This window comes from Bradyrhizobium oligotrophicum, assembly GCF_051168495.1.
In the GTDB taxonomy this organism is placed as follows: Bacteria; Pseudomonadota; Alphaproteobacteria; order Rhizobiales; family Xanthobacteraceae; genus Bradyrhizobium; species Bradyrhizobium oligotrophicum_A.
In genome coordinates this window covers 151341-174959 of the sequence record NZ_JBNPVB010000003.1, presented here as the reverse complement: position 1 = coordinate 174959, position 23619 = coordinate 151341, and the positions used below count along the sequence as shown (strand labels likewise).

20 protein-coding genes and 1 pseudogene are annotated in these 23619 nt (G+C 60.7%); 4 read left to right on the top strand and 17 right to left on the bottom strand.

All coding sequences use genetic code 11. The annotated features are described in order from the left end of the window. Positions 1-325 precede the first annotated feature (325 nt). Positions 326-1288, top strand: a complete 963-nt coding sequence (locus tag ACQR1B_RS07480) for a restriction endonuclease (RefSeq protein WP_434836669.1) — start codon at positions 326-328, stop codon at positions 1286-1288. Between the two features lie 43 nt (positions 1289-1331). Beyond that, on the top strand, positions 1332-2441 hold the full coding sequence (locus tag ACQR1B_RS07475; RefSeq protein ID WP_434836670.1) for a hypothetical protein: 1110 nt from the start codon (positions 1332-1334) through the stop codon (positions 2439-2441). A gap of 198 nt (positions 2442-2639) precedes the next feature. Here the strand turns inward: ACQR1B_RS07475 and ACQR1B_RS07470 are convergent, their stop codons facing one another. From ACQR1B_RS07470 to ACQR1B_RS07450, 5 genes are all read right to left on the bottom strand, one after another. Next, entirely contained in the window at positions 2640-2921 is a 282-nt protein-coding gene (locus ACQR1B_RS07470) for a hypothetical protein (protein ID WP_434836671.1), read from the bottom strand. Between the two features lie 108 nt (positions 2922-3029). Then, positions 3030-3986, bottom strand: coding sequence for a hypothetical protein (locus ACQR1B_RS07465; protein WP_434836672.1), 957 nt, complete (start codon positions 3984-3986; stop codon positions 3030-3032). A gap of 34 nt (positions 3987-4020) precedes the next feature. Beyond that, the gene (locus ACQR1B_RS07460) at positions 4021-5070 is read right to left on the bottom strand and encodes a ferritin-like domain-containing protein (protein ID WP_434836673.1); all 1050 of its coding nucleotides are present in this window, start codon (positions 5068-5070) and stop codon (positions 4021-4023) included. 9 nt (positions 5071-5079) lie between these two features. Continuing rightward, complete coding sequence (locus ACQR1B_RS07455; RefSeq protein ID WP_434836674.1) at positions 5080-6675, bottom strand: GMC oxidoreductase; 1596 nt, start codon at positions 6673-6675, stop codon at positions 5080-5082. Between the two features lie 2 nt (positions 6676-6677). Continuing rightward, positions 6678-7070, bottom strand: a complete 393-nt coding sequence (locus ACQR1B_RS07450; RefSeq protein WP_434836675.1) for a hypothetical protein — start codon at positions 7068-7070, stop codon at positions 6678-6680. Between the two features lie 205 nt (positions 7071-7275). On the opposite strand from ACQR1B_RS07450, the gene ACQR1B_RS07445 reads away from it, so the two are divergent. Both ACQR1B_RS07445 and ACQR1B_RS07440 read left to right on the top strand, forming a co-directional pair. Further along, positions 7276-8358 (top strand): hypothetical protein, encoded by a 1083-nt coding sequence (locus ACQR1B_RS07445; RefSeq protein WP_434836676.1) that lies wholly within the window; start codon positions 7276-7278, stop codon positions 8356-8358. Between the two features lie 62 nt (positions 8359-8420). Continuing rightward, positions 8421-9365 carry a S1/P1 nuclease gene (locus ACQR1B_RS07440; RefSeq protein ID WP_434836677.1) on the top strand — a complete coding sequence of 315 codons (945 nt, stop codon included), beginning with the start codon at positions 8421-8423 and terminating at the stop codon, positions 9363-9365. 30 nt (positions 9366-9395) lie between these two features. On the opposite strand, the gene ACQR1B_RS07435 is transcribed toward ACQR1B_RS07440, so the two are convergent. From ACQR1B_RS07435 to ACQR1B_RS07380, 12 genes and pseudogenes are all read right to left on the bottom strand, one after another. Further along, positions 9396-11006: an MBL fold metallo-hydrolase gene (locus ACQR1B_RS07435; protein ID WP_434836678.1), complete on the bottom strand. Its 1611-nt coding sequence runs from the start codon at positions 11004-11006 to the stop codon at positions 9396-9398. A gap of 1 nt (position 11007) precedes the next feature. Continuing rightward, complete coding sequence (locus tag ACQR1B_RS07430; protein ID WP_434836679.1) at positions 11008-12342, bottom strand: MBL fold metallo-hydrolase; 1335 nt, start codon at positions 12340-12342, stop codon at positions 11008-11010. Then, positions 12324-14153 (bottom strand): serine protease, encoded by a 1830-nt coding sequence (locus ACQR1B_RS07425; RefSeq protein WP_434836680.1) that lies wholly within the window; start codon positions 14151-14153, stop codon positions 12324-12326. The genes ACQR1B_RS07430 and ACQR1B_RS07425 overlap by 19 nt, the downstream gene beginning before the upstream one ends. A 1121-nt stretch (positions 14154-15274) precedes the next feature. After that, entirely contained in the window at positions 15275-16882 is a 1608-nt protein-coding gene (gene tnpC, locus ACQR1B_RS07420; protein WP_434836681.1) for an IS66 family transposase, read from the bottom strand. A gap of 68 nt (positions 16883-16950) precedes the next feature. Beyond that, a complete protein-coding gene (gene tnpB, locus ACQR1B_RS07415; protein ID WP_434836682.1) occupies positions 16951-17298 on the bottom strand; it encodes an IS66 family insertion sequence element accessory protein TnpB in 348 nt (115 codons plus the stop codon). Continuing rightward, on the bottom strand, positions 17295-17660 hold the full coding sequence (gene tnpA / locus ACQR1B_RS07410) for an IS66-like element accessory protein TnpA (RefSeq protein ID WP_434836683.1): 366 nt from the start codon (positions 17658-17660) through the stop codon (positions 17295-17297). The genes tnpB (ACQR1B_RS07415) and tnpA (ACQR1B_RS07410) overlap by 4 nt, the downstream gene beginning before the upstream one ends. A 40-nt stretch (positions 17661-17700) precedes the next feature. After that, the gene (gene tnpB, locus ACQR1B_RS07405) at positions 17701-17889 is read right to left on the bottom strand and encodes an IS66 family insertion sequence element accessory protein TnpB (RefSeq protein WP_434836684.1); all 189 of its coding nucleotides are present in this window, start codon (positions 17887-17889) and stop codon (positions 17701-17703) included. Beyond that, positions 17886-18587 (bottom strand): IS66-like element accessory protein TnpA, encoded by a 702-nt coding sequence (gene tnpA / locus ACQR1B_RS07400; protein WP_434836743.1) that lies wholly within the window; start codon positions 18585-18587, stop codon positions 17886-17888. Before tnpA (ACQR1B_RS07400) ends, tnpB (ACQR1B_RS07405) begins: the two co-directional genes overlap by 4 nt. An 81-nt stretch (positions 18588-18668) precedes the next feature. Then, positions 18669-18782: pseudogene (gene tnpA / locus ACQR1B_RS07395) on the bottom strand (IS66 family insertion sequence element accessory protein TnpA); the annotation flags it as partial. 473 nt (positions 18783-19255) lie between these two features. Then, positions 19256-20176 (bottom strand): FAD binding domain-containing protein, encoded by a 921-nt coding sequence (locus ACQR1B_RS07390; RefSeq protein WP_434836685.1) that lies wholly within the window; start codon positions 20174-20176, stop codon positions 19256-19258. Next, positions 20173-22860 carry a molybdopterin-dependent oxidoreductase gene (locus tag ACQR1B_RS07385; RefSeq protein WP_434836686.1) on the bottom strand — a complete coding sequence of 896 codons (2688 nt, stop codon included), beginning with the start codon at positions 22858-22860 and terminating at the stop codon, positions 20173-20175. Before ACQR1B_RS07385 ends, ACQR1B_RS07390 begins: the two co-directional genes overlap by 4 nt. After that, positions 22857-23498, bottom strand: a complete 642-nt coding sequence (locus tag ACQR1B_RS07380; protein ID WP_434871453.1) for a TetR/AcrR family transcriptional regulator — start codon at positions 23496-23498, stop codon at positions 22857-22859. The genes ACQR1B_RS07385 and ACQR1B_RS07380 overlap by 4 nt, the downstream gene beginning before the upstream one ends. Positions 23499-23619 lie beyond the last annotated feature (121 nt).

The window sequence follows — 23619 nt, the reverse complement described above, 5'->3', positions numbered from 1 at the left end:
AACCTTTCCTTACGAATGAATAGTCGGTCGTTGGAGGCGAGAAAACGCCGGCGTCGCGCTCGTTCGTTCCAAACAGGTCCCCAAGGATCTCGTTCCGGCTCAGGAGGGAGTTGAACAACTCGAAGAGTGCGAACGGAATTCCCGCATGGAATAGAATGAGGGGACGATCTTCGGCCAGAATGGCCCATGCATTGACGTCCCAACGATCGACGAACTCGAATTGAGACACCCGGGACGGGGGCGTGCTCTTGATCAGTGGAGAAGCAGGATCCGAGACGAGGATCGGTTTGAGATCTCCCTCAAATACCTGCGTCGATTTCTGAAGATGGATCATGGCGGCTCCGTCGAGAGCCTTGGGATCGAGACGACCCCCCTGGTAGACGAGGATGTCTGCGACGGTATGTACCATGCCCCCTCCAAGACGTTTTGCCGGCCGCATTCTAGCGTGTCAGCCGGCCACGAAGTAGTCGACTGTGGCCAGCTTCGAGGGCAATATGACGCGGCCCGAACAGTCGGGCGCCGCATTCAGCTTGTTGCCGGATGGCACGATGGCGAATGTGTTGTCTCGAAGGATGAAGCCGTGACGCCGAGGGAATTCGAGGACTATGTGTCATTTGTGATCGGACAGCTCGATTGCTTCAAGTCCGGCACCGTTAGCCGAAACAGGCGCTTTCCTGGGGTTCGTCAACCTGGGGAGTATGAGGTCGACATCGCCCTGAACGTGAAGATCGATGGCGTCATCGACTTCCTTTTGATCGTCGAGTGCAAGAATTGGTCCCGTCCGATCGACAGGCCGGTTATCCAGAAGTTCGAGCAGACCAAGCAGGCACTGAGCGCGCAAAAGGCGGCCATCGTCTCTCCCATTGGCTTCACCGGCGAGGCGATCGACGTAGCACGCGCCCTGGGTATCGCTCTCTGGGTCGTCGCTGAATCGAAATCGTCGCTGATTGTGATCAGCGGTTTGGGGCCGTCGCAAGCCGCGACCGAGAAGCTCGATCGACGGCTTTCTGAATTGGCCGAAATCGGCTTCGATCCTCTAAGGCCCGAGACGGACGAGGCAGGCGGCGAGCGCCGGGCGTCCTACCTGCCGGGTCTAAACCCTGTCTTGGTAGCAGCCGGCGAAAGCAAGCAATCGCCTCTCCACGCGCCATTCCCGCTGTTCACTGCCCGCCGCATTTCGGGCTCGGGCACCACCGGCGAGTCGTGCCGGCCAGGTCTCGACCCACAGATGGCGATGACGGAGATCGCTAACGAGGTGTTGCGCTTTAAGTTTGAGGCAGGGCAGTGATGGCGCCGTCGCTCCCGCGCGCTGCGATCGCGGCGGGGCGACTATGAATCCGGGCCTCGAGTACGGACAGGCGGGCGAAATAGCCGACGCGCTTTTGGCCTTCTTTGCGGTCGAGATCGTCGGCGGGCTTCCGAGTTCCGATGCGAGCATTGAATCGGTGCGGTCGGTCGACCCGACCTTCAACGCATCGATCGAATACAGAGCAGGAGCGTCGTTTACCATCGGTTTGAACGAAGGCTGCGTCGATGGGATTTTTCGGGCGCTCAATTCATCCGACGAACACGACCTGACCATTGCCCGGCGGTTGACGGAAGACCTTTTCGGATCGCAAGAGGAGATCGACGCCGTTCTCAACGGCATGCTCAATCTGTGCGTCTTCTTCGTTCTACTTCACGAATTCTCCCATATCGCGTGCGGGCACATCCACGCGGCCGTGGGAAACGGTCAATCTGGTTTCACCTTGAACGAGATAGGAACGTCCGACCGTCTCGGTGATTCCGGTCTAGCCGGTGGCGAGGTGACTGGGGTGGACGCGAACAAGGTGTTCGAGCTGGAGGCCGATAGTACAGCCTACGAGTTGTTGCTCGAACATGCCGAGACCATTCTTCGTGCCAGTCCGGGATTGGATCGGATCGCATGGGAGGAGAAAGCCGGTGCGGAAGCGGTACCCAAAATGGCGTTCCTCGCTTGTGCTCTCGTGGTGGCGCTGACGGAGGGGCAACGACACGAAGCCGGAAGGGAAACCGGACATCCAAGGGCTTTGACGAGGATATTGAACCTCTGCCTCGCGAACCTGCTCCTCTTCCTGCCGGGCGACTGGCGGGTGGAGGAATTCGTCCGGAAACTCAAGATCGACGAAGCTGCCGAAGCCGTCATTTTCGGGCGCATCGTCCCGACGATCGTCGATGCGATCGAGTTTTGTCGCATCGGGTGCGCCGGGATGGAAATGGAGTTGAGCCTGCGGTACGAGGCCGAGATTGGATCGGTGACGTTCGGGCGGGCGTTCGCGAAGGACTTCGCTAGTCTGGCCGTCGGGCGCGAAGAGGAGTTGGCGACTGAGCCTGGACAGGAATACGCTGCCCTTCAGCGGGTGAGGAGACTATTGATTCCTCGGATGGGCGTGCATCGTCAGGCATCTTGGTGGACGATCTGACCGAATTGCCGGCATTTCCAGGGAGCGTCTTGAGCGGCAGGGTGTTTCGTTAGCCGAACAAATCGATCTGGAGGTGTCACAAGCGCAGGATCATCCCGCGGCCACCAAGAGGACGACGGGCAGCCCAGTGGCGGCGAGTAGGTTACCATATCCGCAATTTTGAATAGCTTTTTGGACGGCGGCCCGCTTGGTGGTCAGCTATCCCAAGCCTATCTCAACGAGCGCCTGTTCGTCGCTGTCGCTCAGTTCTTCCTGGGAGGCTCGATGCTCAAGATCGTGGAACGCTCGAACGAGCGAGCGCATCTCCGACGCGACTTCCCGGCGCCCTGTGATCAGGAGGTCCATCGAAAATATGGAGCGGAGGGAGGCCATTCGTGACTCCGTTGTGGCGCGGTCGTTGGCCTTCGGCTTTAGGGCGTCATTGAACGCCTTCTCGACTTCGTCCGCGAGGTAATGCTTCAACACGAATGCGATGGCCATCTTCCGATGTGTCTGTAGACGGGCATCGACGGCGTACTTAATCAGGTGGGATAGACGCCGCTTTCCTGCGCGAAAAAGTGCATCCGTCTGGATAACGGCGTACGAGAACTACAAGTCGCATCTACGTAGATCAAGCTCTTGATTGCCCGGCAGGCTGATGGAGATGTTCGCCGGCAGATTGCCCCAGATGTGCAGCGTGCCGCCGGCCCTAAGCAACTTGTTCGCGAACTGGATGTGTTTCGTTGTCATATTCTGTTTGGGAGCGATCCAGGTGCGCGCGAGCGCCTTCGGATCCGAAGTGTGGCCGGACCAATGGTCGGCGTCCCAGTGGCTCAGGACGATCGGTGCATTCTTCCGCCAGCAGAATTGCAGGTTCGTGGGCCGTGTCGCCGCGTTACGATAGACGCCACCACCGAGGTCAAAATACATCCCTATGTCTTGGTTGGCTTCAGCGAGGCCGATGGCGGCTCCCTGGCGGACGTCGATGCCAATGAGATATTGCAACGCTGGAACACTCGATAGTGCTCCTTCAATATCTGATTGTTGAGCGTCCGACCACGTGTCGGGCGAGAAGACTATATTAAGAGCGTTCGTTTGAGGGATGGCTCTCGTGATCTTCCGCAGATGAGCCGGCACCGGAACCTGCTGCAGCAGCGCCCCGAATACGTCGGCATCGAAAATCCCGGTGTCGACAAGTTCTACCAGGATCCACTCGTCCTCGTTCAGATCTGCGAGAGTCTTGTAATGGGCATCGCCCGGGTTCGCGGAGATTTCGATCCGATATATCGGCGCGCTGGCGTACGGGTCGAGAGGAGACGGAACACGACGTTGAAACAGGTAAGACCAATAATCCGATATTGATGCCCGGAGCGCACTCGTATTCGACAGGTCGAACCTGCCGCCGCTTGCGAATTCGTGCCAATCGGCGTCAACCACGTCCAAGCAGAACGCGCCCGCCGCCTCCGTCAGCCCGGCGTTGAGAGGTTCGACCTGATCGAGTTTGGCGTACGACCGTTTGGGAAAGCCCGGCCAACCCTTGCCGTCACGCGCGAAAATATCGAACATGGGTTCCCCGCACCAAGTGAGACGGACGTGCCGTCTACGTCATCCATTCGAAGGTCGGGCATCCAGTGTGCCCGGCATCTCCGTCGAGAGGCGTCTTCATCATTTCATGAGCTATCGGGGTGAGGGAGTGCATCCCGTTCATGATAGCCGTATAGAGCGCCTTAGGTGTGCCGTTCACGGCTTCGGCCAACTGCATCAGCATTTCGGTGTATGTTCTGTTGAACGACTCGTTGAGCCGTGCGAGCTGCGACCCCGCCTGGTACAAGGCAGCGGTCGCATTGGTCGCGATGGGGTATGACGCATCGAAATCCACGTCGAGGTGGTCGCCGGTCGGTGGTTTTGTGGGGTCGTCATCGCGCTTGTAGCGGCGGCCGTAGTAGATCTCGCTGAACCGGAAGTAATGCCCCATGTCGAATGTCTCCCCGAAGCCCGTCGCTTCGGGGGTTTTGGGCTTGGGCCACGCGCCTTCGCCTTGCGATATTACGATATCGAGTGCGGCGAGAGCCGACTGCAGATCGGTGACGACGATGATTTCGCCGCCGCCTGACCAGTAGTAGTCCGGATCTATCTGACGCGATGGCTCTCCGGTGAAGAGCTTACCGGGATCCCCCTTGTTAAGCTCGGTCAATAGATCGCGGATCTTGCCGTAGAACTCCCCGATCGTCAGGCCAGGCACATCGAGCGAAAGCGACAAGAGATTACCTCGTTTCGGCGGAGGCGCGGGCTGTTCGATCTTCATGAAAGTGACGATTGCGGACTTGCTGAAGCGTTCGAGGTTCACGGGGAAGCGTCGATCGGCAAACGCCTCGCCCTTGAAGTTCATCTCTAGCGGGTACTTGGGGATCACGGTCGAATCCAACAGCGGTGTGCCCCCGACCGCATTCATGACGTTCGCGACCAAGGCCAGATGGAGCATCTCCTCGATCATGACGCTGCGGATGAGTTCCGCCGCTGCGCGGTTCGCGGGCAACTTGATGCTCAGCAAGGCGATCATGTACGGCGGAATGGTTGCCAATTCGAGCGCGAAGGCGATTTGCAGCCATTCCAGAAGTTGCTTGCGGCGCTCGTCGAAATTGTCTGTCAACGGAGCCTCCTAGATCGGAATCGAAGCGAGATGATCGCCCAATCGGAGTGCGAGAGCGGTCAGCGTGAGAGTGGGATTGATCGCGCCCAGCGAAGGAAAAACTCCATTCGAACATACGAACAGATTATCGACGCCGTGGACGCGCAAATTGGCATCCACGACCCCGGTCGCTGGATCGGAGCTCATTCTGACGGTCGAAGCGGCATGGTCCGCTCTCCAAGAGACCGTCGCGGAGCCGGGGAGATTGGCATCCATTTGCGCAAAGATCTTACCGACCTCGGCTCTTATGCTGTCCATGCGCTTTTCGAAAAGATCGTCGGCCCCGTAATCGACAGTCGTCTCGAGAAGACCAAGGTGATTACGTCGATCGAGATTTGAAACGCGATTTTGATGCTCACCGAAAACTTCTACCATACCGTGGAGCTGCACCTGTCCTGGTCCGACGAGATGGGCATCGACCTCGCTCCTCGTCAGGCCGGCCTGCATCTGCTTCGCCAGCGAGAAGGGGTTAGCATCAGGCGGGTTCACAAGTACGAACTTTCCATTCGGCTGCTCGGCTTCGCTGTCAAAATGCCTTGATACGAGCGTGGGGAAGTTCATTTCAGGTTGGAGCTTCAGCGGGTTCGATTTGGTCGTGCCTTCATAGATGAAATACGGATGCGTGATGAAATGCCGGCCGACCATGTCGCTGTCGTTGCCGAGACCCGATTGCCAGTCGCTCGAAACCGAACGCTGAAGGAGCTTCGCGCTCTCGATCGTTCCGGCGGCCAGGATTATTCGCTGCGCATCGACTCTTTCGGTCTTACCGGTGGAAACATCGAGATACTCGACGCCGGCGGCGGTCTTTTTTGACGAAACGTAGATGCTTTCGACGATCGCACCCAACTTGACCTCGAAGTTGGGGAAATCGTTCCATTCACGGATGTCGTCGAGATAGTTGCTTGCGACGTACCGGGCTCCAAAGGGGCAATATTTGCAGGTCCCCGTCGTCTGGCAGGGTGCATGCCGACTGGGAACCTTAGAAATGCCTCGGCGGGCGATCGGCATGCTTGATCGCGATATATTGAGGGCGTCAAGCGCGAGCGCGAGCGGACGATCTTCCAGGGTCGGCGGAAACGCGGCGAACGGATAGGCCCTCGAACGGGGCACCGTCGGATCATCGGAGTCGCCTGAAACTGCAAGGTAGTCCTCGGCCTCGCAATAGTACGGTTCCAGTTCATCGAAGCCGAATGGCCAATCGGCACCCTTGCCTGTGCTGGTCCGTAGATGAAAGTCTTCGGGCTTCAGTCTGAAGGCCCATCCGCCCCAGTGGAGTGTCGATCCCCCGTAAGCGAATACTCTAGCTCCGTTGAGGGGAATTTCGGTGCGCCCGACGCTGGCGTTCTCGCCTCGGGAGTCCTTTTGAGGATATTGCTGGTCCCAGAAGGCCTCATAGGGAAGGCGGCCTGAGATCAGGTAGTTTTCCCAGAGGGCAAAGTCCTTGGTCTTCACGCGCGTCCCGGCTTCGAGCATGAGAATCGAAGCCTTCGGGTTCTTTTCGAGTAGACGTTGGCAGAGAGCCGTCGCTGCAACGCCCGATCCGATGACGATGGTGCCGACGTTCATGGTTACAACGTCCTGTAGGGCGCGGAGCGTCCAGGAAGGTTGGCGCCTCCAAAGAATCCGCAATAGTTGACCGCTCCGAAGCTCTGGAAACTTCCCAGCGCCAGTCTCAGCGCTATGAATTCGTTGGATACCGTTCGTTGAACGAGGTCCAACTCGCTCGCCGGCGCGGCCGGTAGAGGCTTCACCTTCTTGGTGAAGATCGTCTCGTAGGCGGCATTGACGCCGCCGTCGGAAGCCAGGTCGGCTATCAACGAAGCTGCCTTCGCGTAATAGTCCCGATAGAGCGGATTGAGCTCGATCCTGTTCGCCATGAAGCTTAGAAAGCGTTGGCGGTACGGCTCCGGATCGTCGCCCAGTTTCCAAAACTCACCGATCGCGACGAGCAGATCCCACATCGCCTGCTCGACTTGATCTTGCCTCGGCGGGACGGTCGGACTGAGTGGATGCTTTGCCCGGGCTTGATACATTGGCGATCCCAGATGCAAGTTTATGAATAGAAATGAAACGACCTATAGTTGCTTATTTCGGGAAGATTTGGAATAGTTGATTTTGCGATCGGCGCCGCGGTGCTGGCAGTCTCAAGGGTGGATCCGCGACACGATGTCCGACGCTCAAGCCGACGTTAGACGGTTATTTTGGCAGACGAACGAAACCGTCTGCCAGCTCGGCGGCATGCTCGCAGAGCCTACCCCTCGGGAAAGCATTCTTCTTGGAGCTTGGTTGGGCGTGTACGAGATGGCGCTTGCCGAGCTCCGGGAAGCCGGTTTAAGCGACCATTTGGAAAGTGTTGCATTTTTCGCGATCGATACGGTGATACAGAACGCCTGGGCCATCAGAAGCGATAGCGGCGTGGCCGTCGCCATTAGTCGGGGATTGGTCGTTGGAGTAGCAGATGCTCTCGTCGGTGCTTTCGCCGATATAGGCAGGGGCGACAATGTCTACCCATTTGGCCTTGTTGATATGGACGATTCCCTCCCGGACGAGCTCCGTGAAGCCCTGATGGGAGAGGTTCAGGCACCTGGACTCGTCGGCGACCGCGGTTCGATCCTCCACCAGCTTTATTGTCACATTGCCTCTATAGTCATTCACCACGAGCTTGGTCATGTAGTTCGCGGGCACTTCGATCTTCTCGGAGGCGGCAGCAAGGGTCTTGTCGATGAAGTGGTGCAGTTGTCTGCCGTGGAATTCGGCAATGAACGCATTCGATTTCTAGAGTTCGATGCGGATGCCTGGGCTCTGGATGCCATTCTGCAAGGATACGCCGGGGAATGGTCGGCAATGGATGAAACCGCGCGAGACATGATGTTCTCGACGGCGTTCGCGGCGATCGTGGTTGGGCAGATCCTGGACGTGGGCGAGAGCACCATCGATCTCCAATCGAAGTTGAGCTACCCGCCGCCCGTTTGGAGAGCTTTGTTCGTGACGGACCTCTTGGTCGAGGAGATGGTCGATCTTACGGGATCCGAACGGGAGGTCGTTGCCGAACCGGTTTTCCTAGCCTGGTCGGTCGCTGCGCGGGTTGCCAAGCATCTGGGTCGGTCGGAGGGGCGGTGGCGAGCGATCGAACAAGGCGACGTCGAGGACCGTTGGCAATTGGCGGTCTATGCGGACATGAGGGCAGGTTACATCGACTTTATGCGAGAATTCATTCCGATGACGATACCCGAAAGCGACACGGCCTGAGGTGATGAGCCAGATCGACATGAACAATCTAGGTTGCGGCGACTTTCTCCTTAGGAGGCATCATGAGGTTGTCCGTTCTCTCTGCATTTTCCTTCGCTCTGACCATTGCGTCAGCTTGTCCGGCTCGGGCCTGGTGGGACGAGGGCCATATGCAAGTGGCCTATCTTGCCTACAAACGGTTGGATCCCGCCGTCAAAGACAAGATCGACGTTCTGCTGAGGATGAATCCCGACTACTCTAGCTGGATCGCTAGTGCACCGGATCAGTCTTTGGAAAAGACCTATGCTTTCGTCCACGCGGCGACTTGGGCCGACGATATCAAGACCAAGACCGGATACTCCGATGATCGCGTGGGCGACGCGACCGCGGGGCGAAACATCGGATACTCCGACAAGTTGAAGCATGCCTACTGGCACTTCAAGGACATTCTCTATACGCCTGACGGAACCGGGCTCCCAGCGCCGGATCCGGTCGATGCCGTGACGCAATTGAAGCTGATGCTCGCCGCGCTGCCGGCGTCATCGGGGGCATCGGACGATGTGAGATCGTATGACCTAGTTTGGACGCTCCATCTGGTGGGGGATCTTCACCAGCCGCTGCACACCGTCGGACGGTATACCGCGCAGATCCCTCACGGCGATCGCGGTGGGAATTCGGAGTCCGTGACGCCGGCAACCGGCGAAACGATCGCGCTTCACGCCTATTGGGACCGGATCTTCGGCGGATATTCGTCGGTCTTTGGAGCCATGTTCGATGCAGACGATCGAGCCGGGTTGGGAAGCGTATCGGTCGACACAAGCGCCGCGCAGCAGTCCGATCCGGCCATCTGGGCGCAAGAGAGTTTCGATTTGGTTAAGCAATTCGCTTATGCCAGCCCCGTCAGCACTGGGACGGCGGCGGTCGCTCTCAGCCGGGACTACGAGACGAACGCGCGCAATATCGCTCGTACCCGGGCCGCCCTTGCTGCCGCGCGTCTTGCGAACCTGCTCAATGCTGCATTCCAATAGGATGCCGTTCCCGGATATCGACTGCCTGCGTCACCAGTGAATCACTTCGTTCCAGAGGTCGTCGGCGGATTGTTGTCCGCTGACGTCCACGAGGTCCGACTGCTCGGTCACAGCGTCCAGGGCGCGGGGAAGCTTCCTCCGCACCGCGGCTGGCGGCCGCTTTTCGTTGTCAAAGTCCCTTTTGTCGACCGTAAGAAATGGGGTCGACGAAGCGAAGAACTCGAAGAGTTCCGGATTGAAGTTTCGTTCCGCTCCGTGATGCGGAAGCATCAGGCGCCCCACTTTCTCGGAGAGTGTTAAATAAGCCTCCTTCCATTCGCGAAAGGCATCTTGCCTGTTCAGTGGGGCATCCCCGGTCATGAGCCATCCCAGCGGCTTCCGTCCGGTAAAAGACCATCTTTCCAGACCGCGGTAGCCGGGCCCAGCGTAAAGCGAGAGCGAGGTGCCGTTCGAGTCCATGCCGCAGTAGATCCGCTTTACGTCGTTCAGCCCCTTCCTGGTTCGCAGCATCCCGACGAGGGACGCGCAAAATTGAGGATGATCCGGGTCGACCCCGACCACCTTGCGTATTCGATCCGCCAAATGAACCCGATTGAAGCGCCAGCGGTATGCGTGCGGCACGAAAATCCAGTCGAGCCATCGTTTTTCGCTCGAAGCTTCGAACCAAAGCCCTGGTTCGACCACGTAGAGAGCGAGCTTTCCGGCCATTGTCCTGGCGTCTTCCGTGAGAAACTGACCGCCGGCCGTAATCGCGTCGACCGCGAGGGGATTGCTTTTATCTCGAGGTATATATGGGCGGGGCGGCGGAGACGGCCGTCCTTCCCCCGGCGGGGTGCCGGGATCGTCGTCGGGCTTTACGAGGATGAGCCTGCGGACGCCGCGGTCACCGAAATAGTCTTCGGGGGTTGCGACGGCATCGACGAGATCGGGCGGACACTGGTCCTTGGCGATAGCCCGTCCGAGGGAAGCGAACCGGTCGATCGGGTCTAGATAAGGCGCAACAACGGTGTCGACGTCGAGGGGCTTTCCTTCCGTTCCAGCAAAGAGAACCTCTAGCCCGTTAACGTGATCGGCGTCGAAGTGCGACAAGAATAGAAGATCGATTTTTCGCCGCCCGTACACGCGCGCTCGATCGAGGAAATCGAATATTCGTTGCCTCAATATCGCTCGCTTGCGCCAAGATCCGCAGTCGTAGACCCATCGAAACTGCGGGTGAGTAAAACCCAGGGCGCCCGTATGGAAGCCGCCGTGTCCCACCGCTTCCTGTCTTACGACCGCGAAAGGGTCGCGCAAGGCGATATTTCTTTGAGCTAAGAGGGCTTCGAATTTCGTCTGGCGGATGGTCATGGCGAGGTGCCTCAGCTCCTCGCCGATGATTATGCCGGCCGCTTGCCAGGAAACGCCGTCCTCCCGCGATATTTGGGCCATGACGCAACTTCTCTCGATCTCAAGAAAAGAAGGCGTGTCTGGGCCATCCAACAAGGCCTGTTCGAATGTCCCTTCGGGCTCGTTCCGCAGTCTCTTTGCGAAAACGTCTTTGAGCCGCATGCGAAATCTGAGATTGAGAGCAGTCTCGGCTTCCTTTGCGACCGTCGCCGTGCTTACCAAACTTTCCGTGCCGGGTACGATGAGATCGCGCATCTCAATTTTCAGCCTTGATCCTGACTTCCACGAAGACTTCGCCCGATACGAGGGCTTCGAAGTCCGTCCGAACTGGCTGTCCTTCTCCTATCCAGCTCTTTTCACGATCAGCGTAGAATGGAACGTCCTTCGTTTTGAGCCCGGCTTCTTTGAACGCTGCTTGATAGATTTTAGCGTTGCTTACGCGACGCCCGAGCTCCGACAGGAGCGCTGCGCTTGGGATCGGCTGATATTTTTTTCTCAACGTCGAAACGATCGCTTGGGCAAGGTGGGAGCGTGAAGTGGGTAGGATAGAGTCTAGAATCATCGAAGGCTCGGTTTCTTTCCCGTCTTCGGCATCGTTCCAGGGTGTGGCGTTGATGCTGCCATGATGTCCGACCTTCAGAAAGTCGATCGGCTTTGCCAGCTTGTCCTTACGCTTAGCCCACATGACGTTCCACGATGCGTTCTTCTTGCCCTCGCGGAACCGGGTGTCCCATTCCGCGTCGCCGACAAAGAGCAGCCGTTTGCCTTTCCATTCGATGAGGAGCACCACACTGGTGTTGTTTATGACGGCACCGGCCTCGTCGGCAAATGCGAGCGCGCCTGACATCATCCGGGACTGCAGGCGCCGAAAATCGGCAAGGCTTATGTTTGTGGGAATCGCCTTGGCGGCAACCTCGACGCTCCGTTCGAGCCCTTTGGCCGCGTGCTCGAGGGCCCTGAGCGAAAGATCCGGATCCTCTCCGAGGTAAAAGCCGTCGATGTCCTTTTCCGGGCCAATTACGTCGATGGTGACGCCTGTGAGCGTCAGGCCGAGGCTCTCGGCCGTGTCGCCGGCACTTACGTATTTGGCGTCGATGTCGTTCGCTTTGGGTAACGTCTTTTGGAGCGTCTCTATCGCTTCGTCGTTCGTGACGGAGTACAGATCAACGAGATCTTGCAATTCGGGCGTCAGGGAGATGTTCGTCTCCGCCAGGCCACGCATCGCCCGCCGAGCGAAGTCCTGCAAAGCGAAGGCCCGCGTCGACTGCTTGTGATTCCGATCCATGGCGGTGCTCATCCAGATGGCCCCGATCTCCAAGTCTTCGAAGAGGTCGGCGTCAAATCCGGCGATGTGGTCCTTATGCTCGTGGGTAACGACCAGAAGGTCGAGCTGCCGTTTCTCCGCGCCGGCGCTAGGAAGTTCGCTCTTGAGATGCGCCATCGCGGCCTTAAGGGCAGACACTGGCCCCCAAGTTCCGCAATCGATCAGCATGTGGAAGTCGCCCCCGTCGCTTCGCGCCCCTGGGATCCTGCAGTATATGCAATCGCCGAGTTCGACGTTGTAGGCCCGTATCAAGAGCTCGTCTGCCATCGTCTCTCACCCAGTTCGTCGTTGGAATCGTCGTGAATGCCGAAGTGCGGGGAGAGCTCGAACCGTAGGGCGCCGTCGACTTCGCGCGACGTGAACGGCGGTATCTTCGACGCCAGTAAACCCTTCGGGCCACCGATCGCGGTGCCGATGCTTCCGCTCTTCACCCTCGCCGCGACTGAGTTCAGGAACGTCTCCCTACGAACTTCGCCGAGTTGTCGCTCGCGTTCGTCGTCTCCGCAGCGCTGTCCGCTTCCGGAGAAGGTGGTTCCGGGCTTCCGGGCCCATGCCAGCAGGTTGCCCTCGTGATCGAAGGCGAGAGTACCCCCACAGAGCAAGCTCGCGCTTTGACCTTCGAAGCGGCCGAAGCGGGAGCCCTTGAGCTCCACATCCTCGCGCCAGATGTATTGAAGGATTATCTGTTTCGGGAGGCGGCGTCCCTGGCGGCTAAGCTTGTGCGAAACGTACAGGTCGGACACGATGACGTCGACGTTTGGCGGGATAAACAGACGGTCGCGGTTGTCGTCGAGGAACCGATAGGCCTCAGAGCGAGAAGAGGAGAAGTCGTCGACCTCGTGAAATACGTCGAGAACTGGACGATTGAATACCTGGCGAGGTTTAGTCAACTCTTCGACATCGGCGTCGTCCAAGATGTCTCTTGCCCGGAATGCCTTGATCATCAGACCGCGGTAATCGTCGGGATCCGAAGGATTTGCAATTTCCTCCATGCGCAACACGGCCTTGGCATAGTCGTTGAACGTGACGTCGACCGGTGGGAGTAGATCCAGAGGCTGGATGGCCATCTGTTGCATGCGCTGGATCGTGTCCCAAAATGCTTCCGAGATCGTGCGTCCTCGTTTGTCAATGTAGTACTTGGACAACGCGATGATTATGTCGAACATGGCGCCCGTGAGGACTTCGGACAGCAGGTGCGGCCGTTGCTCTCCTTTGAGCTTGGAGAGCGTCTTGCAGTTACGTGCGGTCCTCAGATAGTCCCGGCCGTACGCGGCCTTCCCGAACTGTTCCGCGAGACGGTTCAGGTCGTTGTCGGTGCCGAGGTCGCCTTTCGATTCCTCAACGAGGTAGTTGCGGAAGTCGTTGTTGCGAAATGCGATCAGAATGGCGGTCAGGTCACCGACGAATTCATGGAACGCTGCAGTTTCCGGGACGATCGCTTCGACGAAGTGGGGTCTGACACCGTCAAGTACGGCGTGGGCGAACTCGTGATTGACGATGTCGGAAGACAGGCACGTATAGATCCTCTCCGGCCCATCGTCGAAGTAATAGAGCTGAAGAGATTTGCTCTGGCGGTCGTAGAAGGCGTTTCGCCCGTTTCCGGCGTGAGGGACGACGATCAAGCGATTGCCGTCGAAACCCCAGGATATTCTTCTCCCGAGGCCGAACCCTCCTTCGAAGAAATCCAAGGCCCGCTGTAGAACCGCCCAAACGTGCACCTGATGCGCTTGCAGCGAATCCCCTTGGGTCGAAATATCGATCTTTACTTTTTTGGCATCGACGAACTGCTTGGCGTCCTCTTGCCACTCCGCAGGTGGTGTCAGATCGCCCGTGTCGCCGTCGTAGTCGACCACTGCAAACCTTGCGCTCGTCGGCCCATCGTTGATGCTAGGCTCCCACGTGATGAGGGCCTCGTCGAATTCGGGAAGACCTGGACGTTTCTTGGCGAACGCTGGATCCTGGAAGTAGACATCGAAAGCTATCTTCAGTCCCAACTCCTCCTGGGTCTTGCCGCTCAAATATTTGCGTGCCCCATAAAGGTTCTTGAGCGTTGCTTTGGTGACCGTCTTTTTCGCCATCGAGGTCTCCACTTGATCATTCAACTCTTGGAGGATGAGGTCGTGGGAGATCGATGGAGCAGGATGTCGCCTTCACGATCCAATCTAATACCGTCGGTAGTGTAGATTTGGGCGTTTCCCCGAGAGATTGTCCGTCGAAGGCAGGGGCGGTGGCCTGGCCACGACTGCGCCGTGGCCTGATTTGCGACGCGACAGATGGCTGATGGATGCAGTGCTTTGACCTTCATGATCGGCCCGAAATGATCTATCCCAATGGTGACAAGCGAAAGACGGGAGAGCAAACGATCCTTGGTCATCATTTCCCGGTCCATCTCTAGCCGCGAAACGTAGGGGACCTGAGTCGACGACCATCCAGCAAAAGTTGCAATAACATATATATTCGCCCGGATGAGCGAAAACACAATCGGAATTTCCATTGGGGACGGCAGCCTCGCCAGCTCGATGAGAGGCGAGCATCGTTGCTTCGCGCTTCTGTCCGAGCAAACGCTGATTGCCGCACATGGCGTCGAACGGGGCCATGGAGAGGTAAAAAGAGCAGGCATTCGAAGGACGTAGGCGGACAGGTGCGCGACTGCCAGGGCTTGCCTCGCTCCTCGAATTTGCGAGCTGCGCAGTCTTTCGAGATCGGGGGTGGGAGATTTAGGTGGCGACATGATGTCGCTCATCGATGGCTGCTTGGTGTTGTGGCGCTAAGCGCCGGTGCAAGCGATCCTGTCTGAGAAGTAACGATCGAAGCATTCGGTAAAGTGAAGAGCGGGTTGGTCGAGGGAACAGCCAAACTATTGCCTATCGCTGAATAGGAATTCACGCCTGGATTGGAAAGCACGTTTGGGTTCACGCTCGTGATGGGCGGAGCGGATTGGCTCGTCGCGCGCGGCGTCGTAATAGGTTGTGCGGGCAATCCGCGAACTCCGCCAGTCACCGCTGCGACGCTCTTGTCTACAACGCCTGGTGCTTGGGACTGTCATGCGGCAGAAAGAGCCGATTTTGGCTGTTGGCCCGGAGACGAGGCGGGCATGGGAAAGTTTGAGTTAGGCCAGCCAGATTAAGTTGAAAGGTACGCATCCGGTGAAGGCCACGGGCGAAGTGACCCGGGCCGAATGGTTGATTCATCGATGCGATCAGGCTGCGGCTTGGACGGCTGCTTGCTTCCAGTTCCAGGGCAGCAGGTCGGCGATGCTGCCGGCCGGATGATCGGGCAGCCGGGCGAGCACGTCGGCGAGCCAGGCCTGTGGATCGATGCCGTTGAGCCTGGCTGTCTGGATCAGCGTGTAGATGGCGGCAGCGCGGCTGCCGCCTTCGTCCGAGCCGGCGAAGGTCCAGTTCTTGCGGCCGACGGCCACGGCGCGCAACTCGCGCTCAGCGGCGTTGTTGGTGAAGCACAGCCGGCCATCGTCGATGAAGCGCGTGAACACATCCCAGCGCTTGAGACTGTAGTCGATCGCCTTGGCGGTCTCGCTCTTGCCTGAGAGCTTGGCGCGGCGCTCGCGCAGGAAGGTGTGAAGCTCATCGACGAGCGGGCGACTGCGCGCATGGCGCGCGGCTTTGCGCTCGTGCTGCGGCAGGCCATTGATCTCGCGCTCGATTGCAAACAGCGCATCGATCTGCTTGATGGCCTCGATCGCGATCGGCGCCTTCTTCAGCCGCGCGATCTCGAACAGCTTGCGCCGCGCATGCGCCCAGCAGCCGACCTCGGTGATCGGACCCGGCTTGCGTGAGGCCTCGTAGAGCCGATTGAAGCCGGCATACGCATCCGCCTGCATCGGTCCGGCATAGGTCGCAAGATGCGCCTCTGGATGGGTGCCGGAGCGATCGAGCGAGTAGAAGAACATGGCAGCCGGCGGCGCGTGGCCGGCGAAGGGACGATCGTCGCGGACATAGGTCCATACACGCCCTGTGCGCGTCTTGCCCTTGGCCAGAACCGGCACCGTGGTGTCGTCGGCATGGATGCGCTCGCCTGCAAGCACATGCGCCTTGATGGCCTCGACCAGCGGCATCAACGTCGCAGCCGCCGCGCCGACCCAGTCGGCCAGCGTGGAGACGTCGAGCGTCACACCTTCATGCGCATAGGTCGTGCTCTGCCGGTTGAGCGGCAGATGCAATCCGTATTTGGCGAACAGGATGTGCGCCAGCAAACGCGGCCCGGCGCGTCCCCGCGTGATCGGATGGAACGGCGCCGGCGGCTGGCTGATCGCCTCACAGGCGCGGCAGGAGAACTTCTCACGCACATGCTGGATCACCTTCCACTGCTGCGGCACGAGCTCCAGCGTCTCCGTCACGTCCTCGCCGATCTTGCGCAGCCTGTCGCCGCCGCAGCAGCCGCAATTGGTCGGCGCCGGATGCACGATGCGCTCGCGCGGCAGATGCTCAGGCAGCGGCCGACGTGCCGGGCGCCGGCGCTCGAACGGCTGCACGTTGATCTTGGCGGCCTTCGCCCGCTCCGCGGCCAGCTCCGCCGCAGCCTCGGCCTCGCTGGCATCCTCCTCGAGATCAGCGAGTTCGAGCTCGAGCTGCTCGAGCACCGAGGCGCGCTCGGAGGATTGGCCGTGCTGCTCGTGCTTTAGCTTGGCGATCGTGAACTTCATCTGCTCGATCAGCAGCGTGCGGGCGCGGACCTCGGCTTCGAGATTGCGCGCATTGGCTTCCGCTGCAAGCTGCGCTGCATGCCCGGCGAGCACCAGCGCCTTCAGCGTCGCGACATCATCGGGGAGCGATTCGGCTGTGATCATCGACAGGGATGGAATCACAGCTCTCGCGTGCGCGCATCAGCTATCGCACGCGTGCACGGCCGCGCTTCTCAGCCCGCGGCTTCCGGCCGCCATGTTCGTTCCGGATGGCGCCAGTCGATGCCTTCGAGCAGATAGCCGAGCTGCGCCGGCGTGATCGCCACCGTCCCGTCCACGGGTGATGGCCAGATGAAGCGGCCACGCTCCAGCCGCTTGGCGAACAGGCACATGCCCTGGCCGTCGTGCCACAGCACCTTGATCAGACCGCCGCTTCTGCCACGGAACACGAACAGATGGCCGCCATGCGGATCACGCTTCAAGGTCTCCTGTACCAGCAGCGCCAGACCATCGAAGCCCTTGCGCATATCGGTGTGGCCGGTCGCAAGCCAGACCCGTGTGTCGGAGGGGATCGGGATCATCGATTGCCCGCCCGCAGCGCCGCAATCACCGTCGTCACGGTCGCAGCGTCCGCAGCTCCGCTGATGCGGATCCGGGTATCGGCGCCGAGCTCGACCTCGATCAATCCCTGTGTCCGGGTTGCCGCTACGGGCGGCTCGGTCGCAATCGTCACGGCGGCAAAGCCGGGCGCGGAAGTTGGTTTGCCGCACAGCTGCTGACGCCAGCGAAATACCTGGCTGCCATGAACTCCGAAGGTGCGTGCCACACCCAGAATCGTCGCGCCGGGCTCCAGCGCCGCCGCCACGATCCGCTCCTTCTCCGCCCGCGACCAGTGCCGTCGCCGCCGCTCCGACGTGATCATTTCCACTTCCGACTTGGCCATAGGACTAGCTCCAGGACTAATCCTATGGCTTCGCGAAGCCTCACTGCCGGCGCAAGGCGGCCGTCACCGGAGGCTTACCCTTCTTGCCGCGGAAGGCAAACAGGTGACCGGAGAACGGATCTTTCTTCAGCGTTTCCTGGACCAGCATCGCAAGGCCGTCCATGCCCTTGCGCATGTCGGTGTAGCCGAGCGCCAGGTGCACTTTCACGCCCGCTGGAACGAACATCATGATGCTGTCTCTCCGCTTTCGATCTGCGCTCGCACGGCGTCCGGATCGCTGCTGGCCGGAGCGAAGACACGCCGCCCGTCAGCGAGGTCGACGGCCATCATGCCCTCCGGTGGACGCACGAGATCGCGCAGGGCGCGTGCGGCCGGCATGTCGTCGGGCAGCACGACACGGGCGAGCTTGGATCGCTTCTTTTGCGCGATGCCGAACTGCGCGCGCCACCGGAACAGCAGCCCGGTGACGATCCCATGCTTGCGCGCGACGGCAGAGACCTTCGCGCCCGGCAGCTCAGTCTCCTTGGCGATCGCGAGCTTCTCCTCGTCGCTGAAGAAGCGCCGGGCCGGCGTTTTGGGCGCGGCCGGATCGCCGATTTCCGCGGCTGTCAAGTGGCGTTCGGGCTGTGAGTTCCTAGCACTAGTGCTGACGGCGGGACGGGCGGAGGGATGAAGATGGGCGCGCCAGTCGATCGTGACCTCGCCGGCCGCCAGTCGGTCGCGCCATTTGCGCAGCGAATGCGGCGACAGCTGCATCGCCGCGGCGTAAGCGCGGAGCTCCATCCCGCTCCAGTTCAGCGCCTCGACATGCATCGCCCAGAACGCCTGAGACGCCCGATTGCGCACATCCGAGGTGACCGTAAACCTGCGCTGCTTTTGTTTTCGCAGCGCCTTTTCTCGCTCGTCCCGGGCGCGCTCGCGGCGCAATTCCGTCTGATATTTCTCGAGCTTAAGCGCAGTCTCGTTGCCGGCCAGCCGCTTCAGCCAACGCCGCAGAGTGTTCTCGGTCAGACGTTGTTGCTGGCAGTATTTGCGGATCCCGAGACCGCTGCGACGCCACGCTTCGATGTGCAGCGACCACCATTCGCGGCGAGCTCTGTTCTCGAAATGTTTGGATCCCACCGGAGATTCTCCACAGCAGCAGAGAACTCGAAATGGAACGACAACACACCAGGGGGAAGGCGTGCAGAGACCGGACGCTTACCGGGCGACGTTTCAGGGCAAGATAAAAGCGCCTCTCCGCGGCGTAGAATCGGCGGTCGTAAGTTCTTGTACTCACTCATCGCAGCATGGCACCGCTCCGGGACAGATAGTGTTGTTACAAGAAGAAAGTCCTGAGAGATCAACGTCCGGAATGGCACTAATCGGAGCTTGGCGAGCTGTTTCGCAGAATTGGGACATACTTGGCCATGAGCGGATGGACGGACGCTGGCAGACCACCGGAGCTCAGTTAAGGCTGCCGCCTTCTCGTCGCTCCAGGCGATGCCCATTGCGGCTTCGTGGCAGCCGGTCAACATGATGGGCGACAGAGCGAGTTCGGCTGCGACGCCCGGTAGCAAGATCGGTGTCGACCTCTTCGCCACGTGCGCGACCAGTTAGTCCGAGAGCCGCTCCAGCACGTCGCGCACCAGCCCCTGCAGAATGTCTAGCTTGTAGGCCGTCATCGGCAATGGTTTGGCACCCGAGCTGGCCGCTTTCGCCGCTTCTGCGATCGATGCCGCATTAGCAACCTTGCCACTGAGCTGGACTTCTACCGCCTCGAGTCGAAGCGGCACGGGCGCGACACCGCCGGCAGCGAGACGCACGAGCTGGAACTTGCCGCCGGCGATCACAACGCGCCCGCAGAGCTCCACCAGCGGCCATTCCGCATAGGTCCGGCCAATCGCCCGTTTGTAGGAGGCGCGCTCGCCCTCGAGCGGAGCAGGAAGCGCAATGCTCTTGATCAGCTCGCCTGCTGTGAGTGTATGATCCGCGTGCGAGACCGAGCCGTCGCCGAGCAGGCCGGCTATCGTCAATCCGCTGCGCCGGTCCGTGGTGATTTTCGCATCATAAGCGAGCAGAGCCGCTGCCATGGTCGAGGGATGCGGCGCGACGCAGTCGCCGAGGTCGAAGGCAACGCCATAGAGATGATTGCCAGACCGGGCAGGGCAGGTGCTGCCGCTTTTTTTCAAGCAATTGATGTCGGCCCGGCGGAAATACCAGCAGCGTGAACGCTGCGCGAGATTGCCGCCGAGCGTTGCAACATGGCGCACCTGTGGCGTGGCGAGCCCTTGTGCGCTCGCCGCAATACCGGGATAAGCAGCGGCGATGCGTGCGTCGGTCGCGATCGTGGCGATGGTGGTCAGCGCCCCGATCTGAACGGCGCCGTCGGCGTCCCAGGTGATCGTCTTGTCGCCGGTGTCCGAAATATCGATCGGCATTGCCTGCGACACGCCGCTGCGACGGCGTTCGCTGAAGTCGGTACCTCCAGCGCGGAATTCAGGCGTGGGGTTGGCAGTGATGACGGCGACGCTCATGCTGCATCGCTCCCTTTCAGCGCGGCGACCAGACGATCGGGCCGGAACGGAATTTCGGTCAGTCTCACGCCGATCGCATTGCGGATGGCGTTGGCGATCGCGGGTGAGGTCGGCACGGTCGCGACTTCGCCGATCCCGACGCTGCCGCCCGGCACATGCTCGAAACCGGCCTCGTCGAAATGCACCTCCAGCTTCGGCATGTCGGCAATCCCCGGAATGCGGTAATCCTCCATGCTGCTGCTCAGGATGTGGCCGCTCAAAGGATCGGTCTCCCGCGTCTCATAGAGTGCGTAGCCGATGCCCTGGATCACCGCGCCTTCGGCCTGGCTTCGCGCCAGCGTCGGTGCGGCGAGCTTGCCGACCGCCAGGCCCGTATAGGCGTTGAGCACGCGCACGCGCCCAAGCCAGGTATCGACCTCGACTTCCATCACCTGCACCGAGCTCGGCACGCCGGCGCCGACCACCATGTGGTTCATCAGGCGCAGCACCCAACCGAACACCCGGCCCATGATTCCGGCCTCGTGCAGCGCAGGCCTGACTCCGGGCGGCGGCTTGCCGTCCTCCTGGCGTGTCGCCGACACAGCGATATCGGGAGAAGCCGCGATCATCTCGCGCCACGGCGCGTTCGAGCCCGGAGCGGGTGTTCGAGAAGCGGTACGCTTGATTTCCGCCTTCAGCTTTTCGATGGCGAGCAACGTCGGCGGCACCACCGAAGCGGTGACACGGCTGCCGCCGGAGCCCGGTCCGGGCGGCAGGTTGGAGCGGCCGATGCGAACTTCCACATCCTGCGGCTCGAGATCGAACGCCTTGGCGACGGTGTTCGCGATCACGCTGCGCGTGCCCGTGCCGATATCCTGCACCGCGCAGCTTGCCACGATACGGCCACCCTCAACCGCGAGTTCGAGCGAGGAGCCGGTCTGCCAGAGATAGAGCCAGTAGCCGGTGGCGACGCCGACCCCGCGCCGGAAGCGGCCGATCTGTGAGGCGGCCGGCTTGCGGCTCTTCCAGACGTCGAGGCCGGCAGCCCAGTCGTACAGGCGCTGACGGTTGGGATCGGGGTCCCAGAGCTTGCGCAAGTGAATCGGATCGATCTTCATGCGCAGCGCCGCTTCGTCGACCGCCTGCTCCAGCGCAAACGACATCGGCGGACCGCCGGGGCCGCGGAACGGCGCGCCGGGCGGCAAATTGCTGAGCACGTCGAAGTCAACGAGCTCTTTTGCTTCGGCCGGATAGATCAGCCGGGCCAGACCGGCGATCAGCGAGTTCACGGAAGCGCCGGTATCGGCATGGGCGGTCAGCGACAGCGCCTTGAGGCGGCCTTCCGCCGAAGGCAGCAACGACAGCTTCATCTCGGCGGCCGGACGATAGCCGGCGACGGAAAGCTCCTCCTCGCGATCGAAGGCGACACGCACCGGCGCCTTCGCCGCGCGCGCAAGCTCGATCGCGGCGATGGTCTCCAGCCCGACGCTGCCCTTGGAGCCGAACCCGCCACCTACATGATCGGCGATAACACGCACCTTGTTGTGCGGAAGGCGGAAACGCTTGGCGATCTTCTCCATGCTTTCGTGAATGGCCTGAGTCGAGATGTGCACGGTGAGCTGATCGCCATCGAACCTGGCCACGGCGGCATGTGGTTCGAGGCTTGCGTGCTGTTGCGTCGAGACGCGGAAGGTCTCCTCGACCAGCAGCGGATTGCGTTGCTGGCGCGCCTCGTCAAGCCAGCTCTTGGCCTGCTTAGCTTTTTGCGAGAACGGCGCCGAAGGTCCGCGCACATTTCCCTTCCACGACACCGGAGCGCCGCCGGCGCCCTCGGACACGTTGCCGGCACGCTTGCGATCCTTCTTTTCGAACACGACTGGCGCATCGTCGCGTCGCGCTGCATCGAGCCCGATCACGGCGGGTAGAGGCGATGCCTTGAAGCTGATCGCGGCGATCGCCTTCCGTGCGGTGCGGCGATCCTTGGCCGCGACGGCTGCAATCGGCGCGCCCACGAAGCGGACCATATTGTCGTCGTCGAGTAGCGGAACGACCGCGGCAACGCCGGTAATGGCGCGCGCCGGCGCCAGATCAAGCCCGGTGATCCTCGCATGCGCGATGTGCGCGCGCAGGATGACGCCTTCGAGCTGACCGTCATGGTGGATGTCGACGGTGTAGCGGGCCTGCCCCGTCACCTTGTCGCGGGCTTCCAGTCGCGGCGCGATGGGATCGATGCCGTCGAAGCGGCCCGAGCATGCTTCGGTGACGGCGCGATAGATGCCTTCATAGGCGCCGCAGCGGCAGAGATGTCCCGATAGCGCGGCGGCGATCTCCTCGCGCGAGGGTGTCGCCGTGCCCTTGGTCGCGCGCCAGCTATCGTGGAACGCGGTGGCTTCGACGACAAAGCCGGGCGTGCAGAAGCCGCATTGTAGGGCGTCGTGCGCCATGAAAGCCTTCTGCACCGGGTGCAACCCGGCTGCTCCGACGCCCTCGATAGTCGTCAGCGATTTGTCGGCGGCCGCCTGCGCCGGCAAAAGGCAGCTCACGACGGGCGTGCCGTCGAGCAGCACGGTGCAGGCGCCGCAGACACCGGAGCCGCAGACGAGTTTGGTGCCCGTGAGGCCGCCATCGCGGATCACGTCGATCAAGAGCGCATCCGGATCATCGGGCAGCACCAGAGGCCGTCCATTGATAGTCGTGGTGGTCATTTCCGAACTCCCGTTTTGCGTAGGGACTTCTTTGCGGACGGCGCCATCGCGCCGGCAATCAGCATGCGCAGCATGGTCTGAAGCTGTTTCAGGAACGCGTCGACCGGCTGCATGGAAGGGAAAGCCGATTTTGTGCCGTGAATCGCCATCTCGACGCAGCGCGCGAGCTCCCGCACGCTGACACCGCTTTCAAGCGTGAGCTTTCGCTTGCGGCACACCCGCGCGATCGTGGTTGCAATTTCGTCGGCGAAACGGATGGAATAGCTCTGATAGAGGTCGCGCGCCTGCGCGAGGTGCTCGGAAAACAGCTCCTCGGTATGAGGCGAGTCGTTGAGCGAAGCGAGCATCGACTGCATTCGCGCACCGATCTCGGCAACCAGGATGTCGGCAAGCTCGAAGCCCGCTTCCTCTGCCGCCTTCGCCGCCGCGATTTCGGCAGCGAGCCCTTGCTCGTAGAGCCGCTCGATCACTGCGCGAAACAGCGCCTCCTTGGAGGCGAAGTGATGATAGAGCGCCTGCCGCGTCAGTCCAGCTTCCTCAGCCGCCTGCTCGATCGAGGACCGGCGGAAGCCGTGGCGCCGGAACACGCGCATGGCGGCGTCGAGGATCCGGTCCTGGGGAGGGGCCTTGGCCTGCATTTTGTCAGATTTGACAAATACGAACGAACTGTCAAATCACGGATTGATGACAGTGTTCTTCGGGCAAGAGTCAAAGTCGCTTCCGCGCGGGCGGGGACATCGCCGAATTTCCGTTGGCTGG

Bases quoted from the DNA above. Each gene is read 5' to 3' on its own strand.
- ACQR1B_RS07480 (WP_434836669.1), top strand. From the start codon at position 326: ATGGATCATGGCGGCTCCGTCGAGAGCCTTGGGATCGAGACGACCCCC.
- ACQR1B_RS07475 (WP_434836670.1), top strand. From the start codon at position 1,332: ATGAATCCGGGCCTCGAGTACGGACAGGCGGGCGAAATAGCCGACGCG.
- ACQR1B_RS07470 (WP_434836671.1), bottom strand. From the start codon at position 2,921: ATGGCCATCGCATTCGTGTTGAAGCATTACCTCGCGGACGAAGTCGAG.
- ACQR1B_RS07465 (WP_434836672.1), bottom strand. From the start codon at position 3,986: ATGTTCGATATTTTCGCGCGTGACGGCAAGGGTTGGCCGGGCTTTCCC.
- ACQR1B_RS07455 (WP_434836674.1), bottom strand. From the start codon at position 6,675: ATGAACGTCGGCACCATCGTCATCGGATCGGGCGTTGCAGCGACGGCT.
- ACQR1B_RS07450 (WP_434836675.1), bottom strand. From the start codon at position 7,070: ATGTGGGATCTGCTCGTCGCGATCGGTGAGTTTTGGAAACTGGGCGAC.
- ACQR1B_RS07445 (WP_434836676.1), top strand. From the start codon at position 7,276: ATGTCCGACGCTCAAGCCGACGTTAGACGGTTATTTTGGCAGACGAAC.
- ACQR1B_RS07440 (WP_434836677.1), top strand. From the start codon at position 8,421: ATGAGGTTGTCCGTTCTCTCTGCATTTTCCTTCGCTCTGACCATTGCG.
- ACQR1B_RS07435 (WP_434836678.1), bottom strand. From the start codon at position 11,006: ATGCGCGATCTCATCGTACCCGGCACGGAAAGTTTGGTAAGCACGGCG.
- ACQR1B_RS07430 (WP_434836679.1), bottom strand. From the start codon at position 12,342: ATGGCAGACGAGCTCTTGATACGGGCCTACAACGTCGAACTCGGCGAT.
- ACQR1B_RS07425 (WP_434836680.1), bottom strand. From the start codon at position 14,153: ATGGCGAAAAAGACGGTCACCAAAGCAACGCTCAAGAACCTTTATGGG.
- tnpC (WP_434836681.1), bottom strand. From the start codon at position 16,882: ATGATCACAGCCGAATCGCTCCCCGATGATGTCGCGACGCTGAAGGCG.
- tnpB (WP_434836682.1), bottom strand. From the start codon at position 17,298: ATGATCCCGATCCCCTCCGACACACGGGTCTGGCTTGCGACCGGCCAC.
- tnpA (WP_434836683.1), bottom strand. From the start codon at position 17,660: ATGGCCAAGTCGGAAGTGGAAATGATCACGTCGGAGCGGCGGCGACGG.
- tnpB (WP_434836684.1), bottom strand. From the start codon at position 17,889: ATGATGTTCGTTCCAGCGGGCGTGAAAGTGCACCTGGCGCTCGGCTAC.
- ACQR1B_RS07390 (WP_434836685.1), bottom strand. From the start codon at position 20,176: ATGAGCGTCGCCGTCATCACTGCCAACCCCACGCCTGAATTCCGCGCT.
- ACQR1B_RS07385 (WP_434836686.1), bottom strand. From the start codon at position 22,860: ATGACCACCACGACTATCAATGGACGGCCTCTGGTGCTGCCCGATGAT.
- ACQR1B_RS07380 (WP_434871453.1), bottom strand. From the start codon at position 23,498: ATGCAGGCCAAGGCCCCTCCCCAGGACCGGATCCTCGACGCCGCCATG.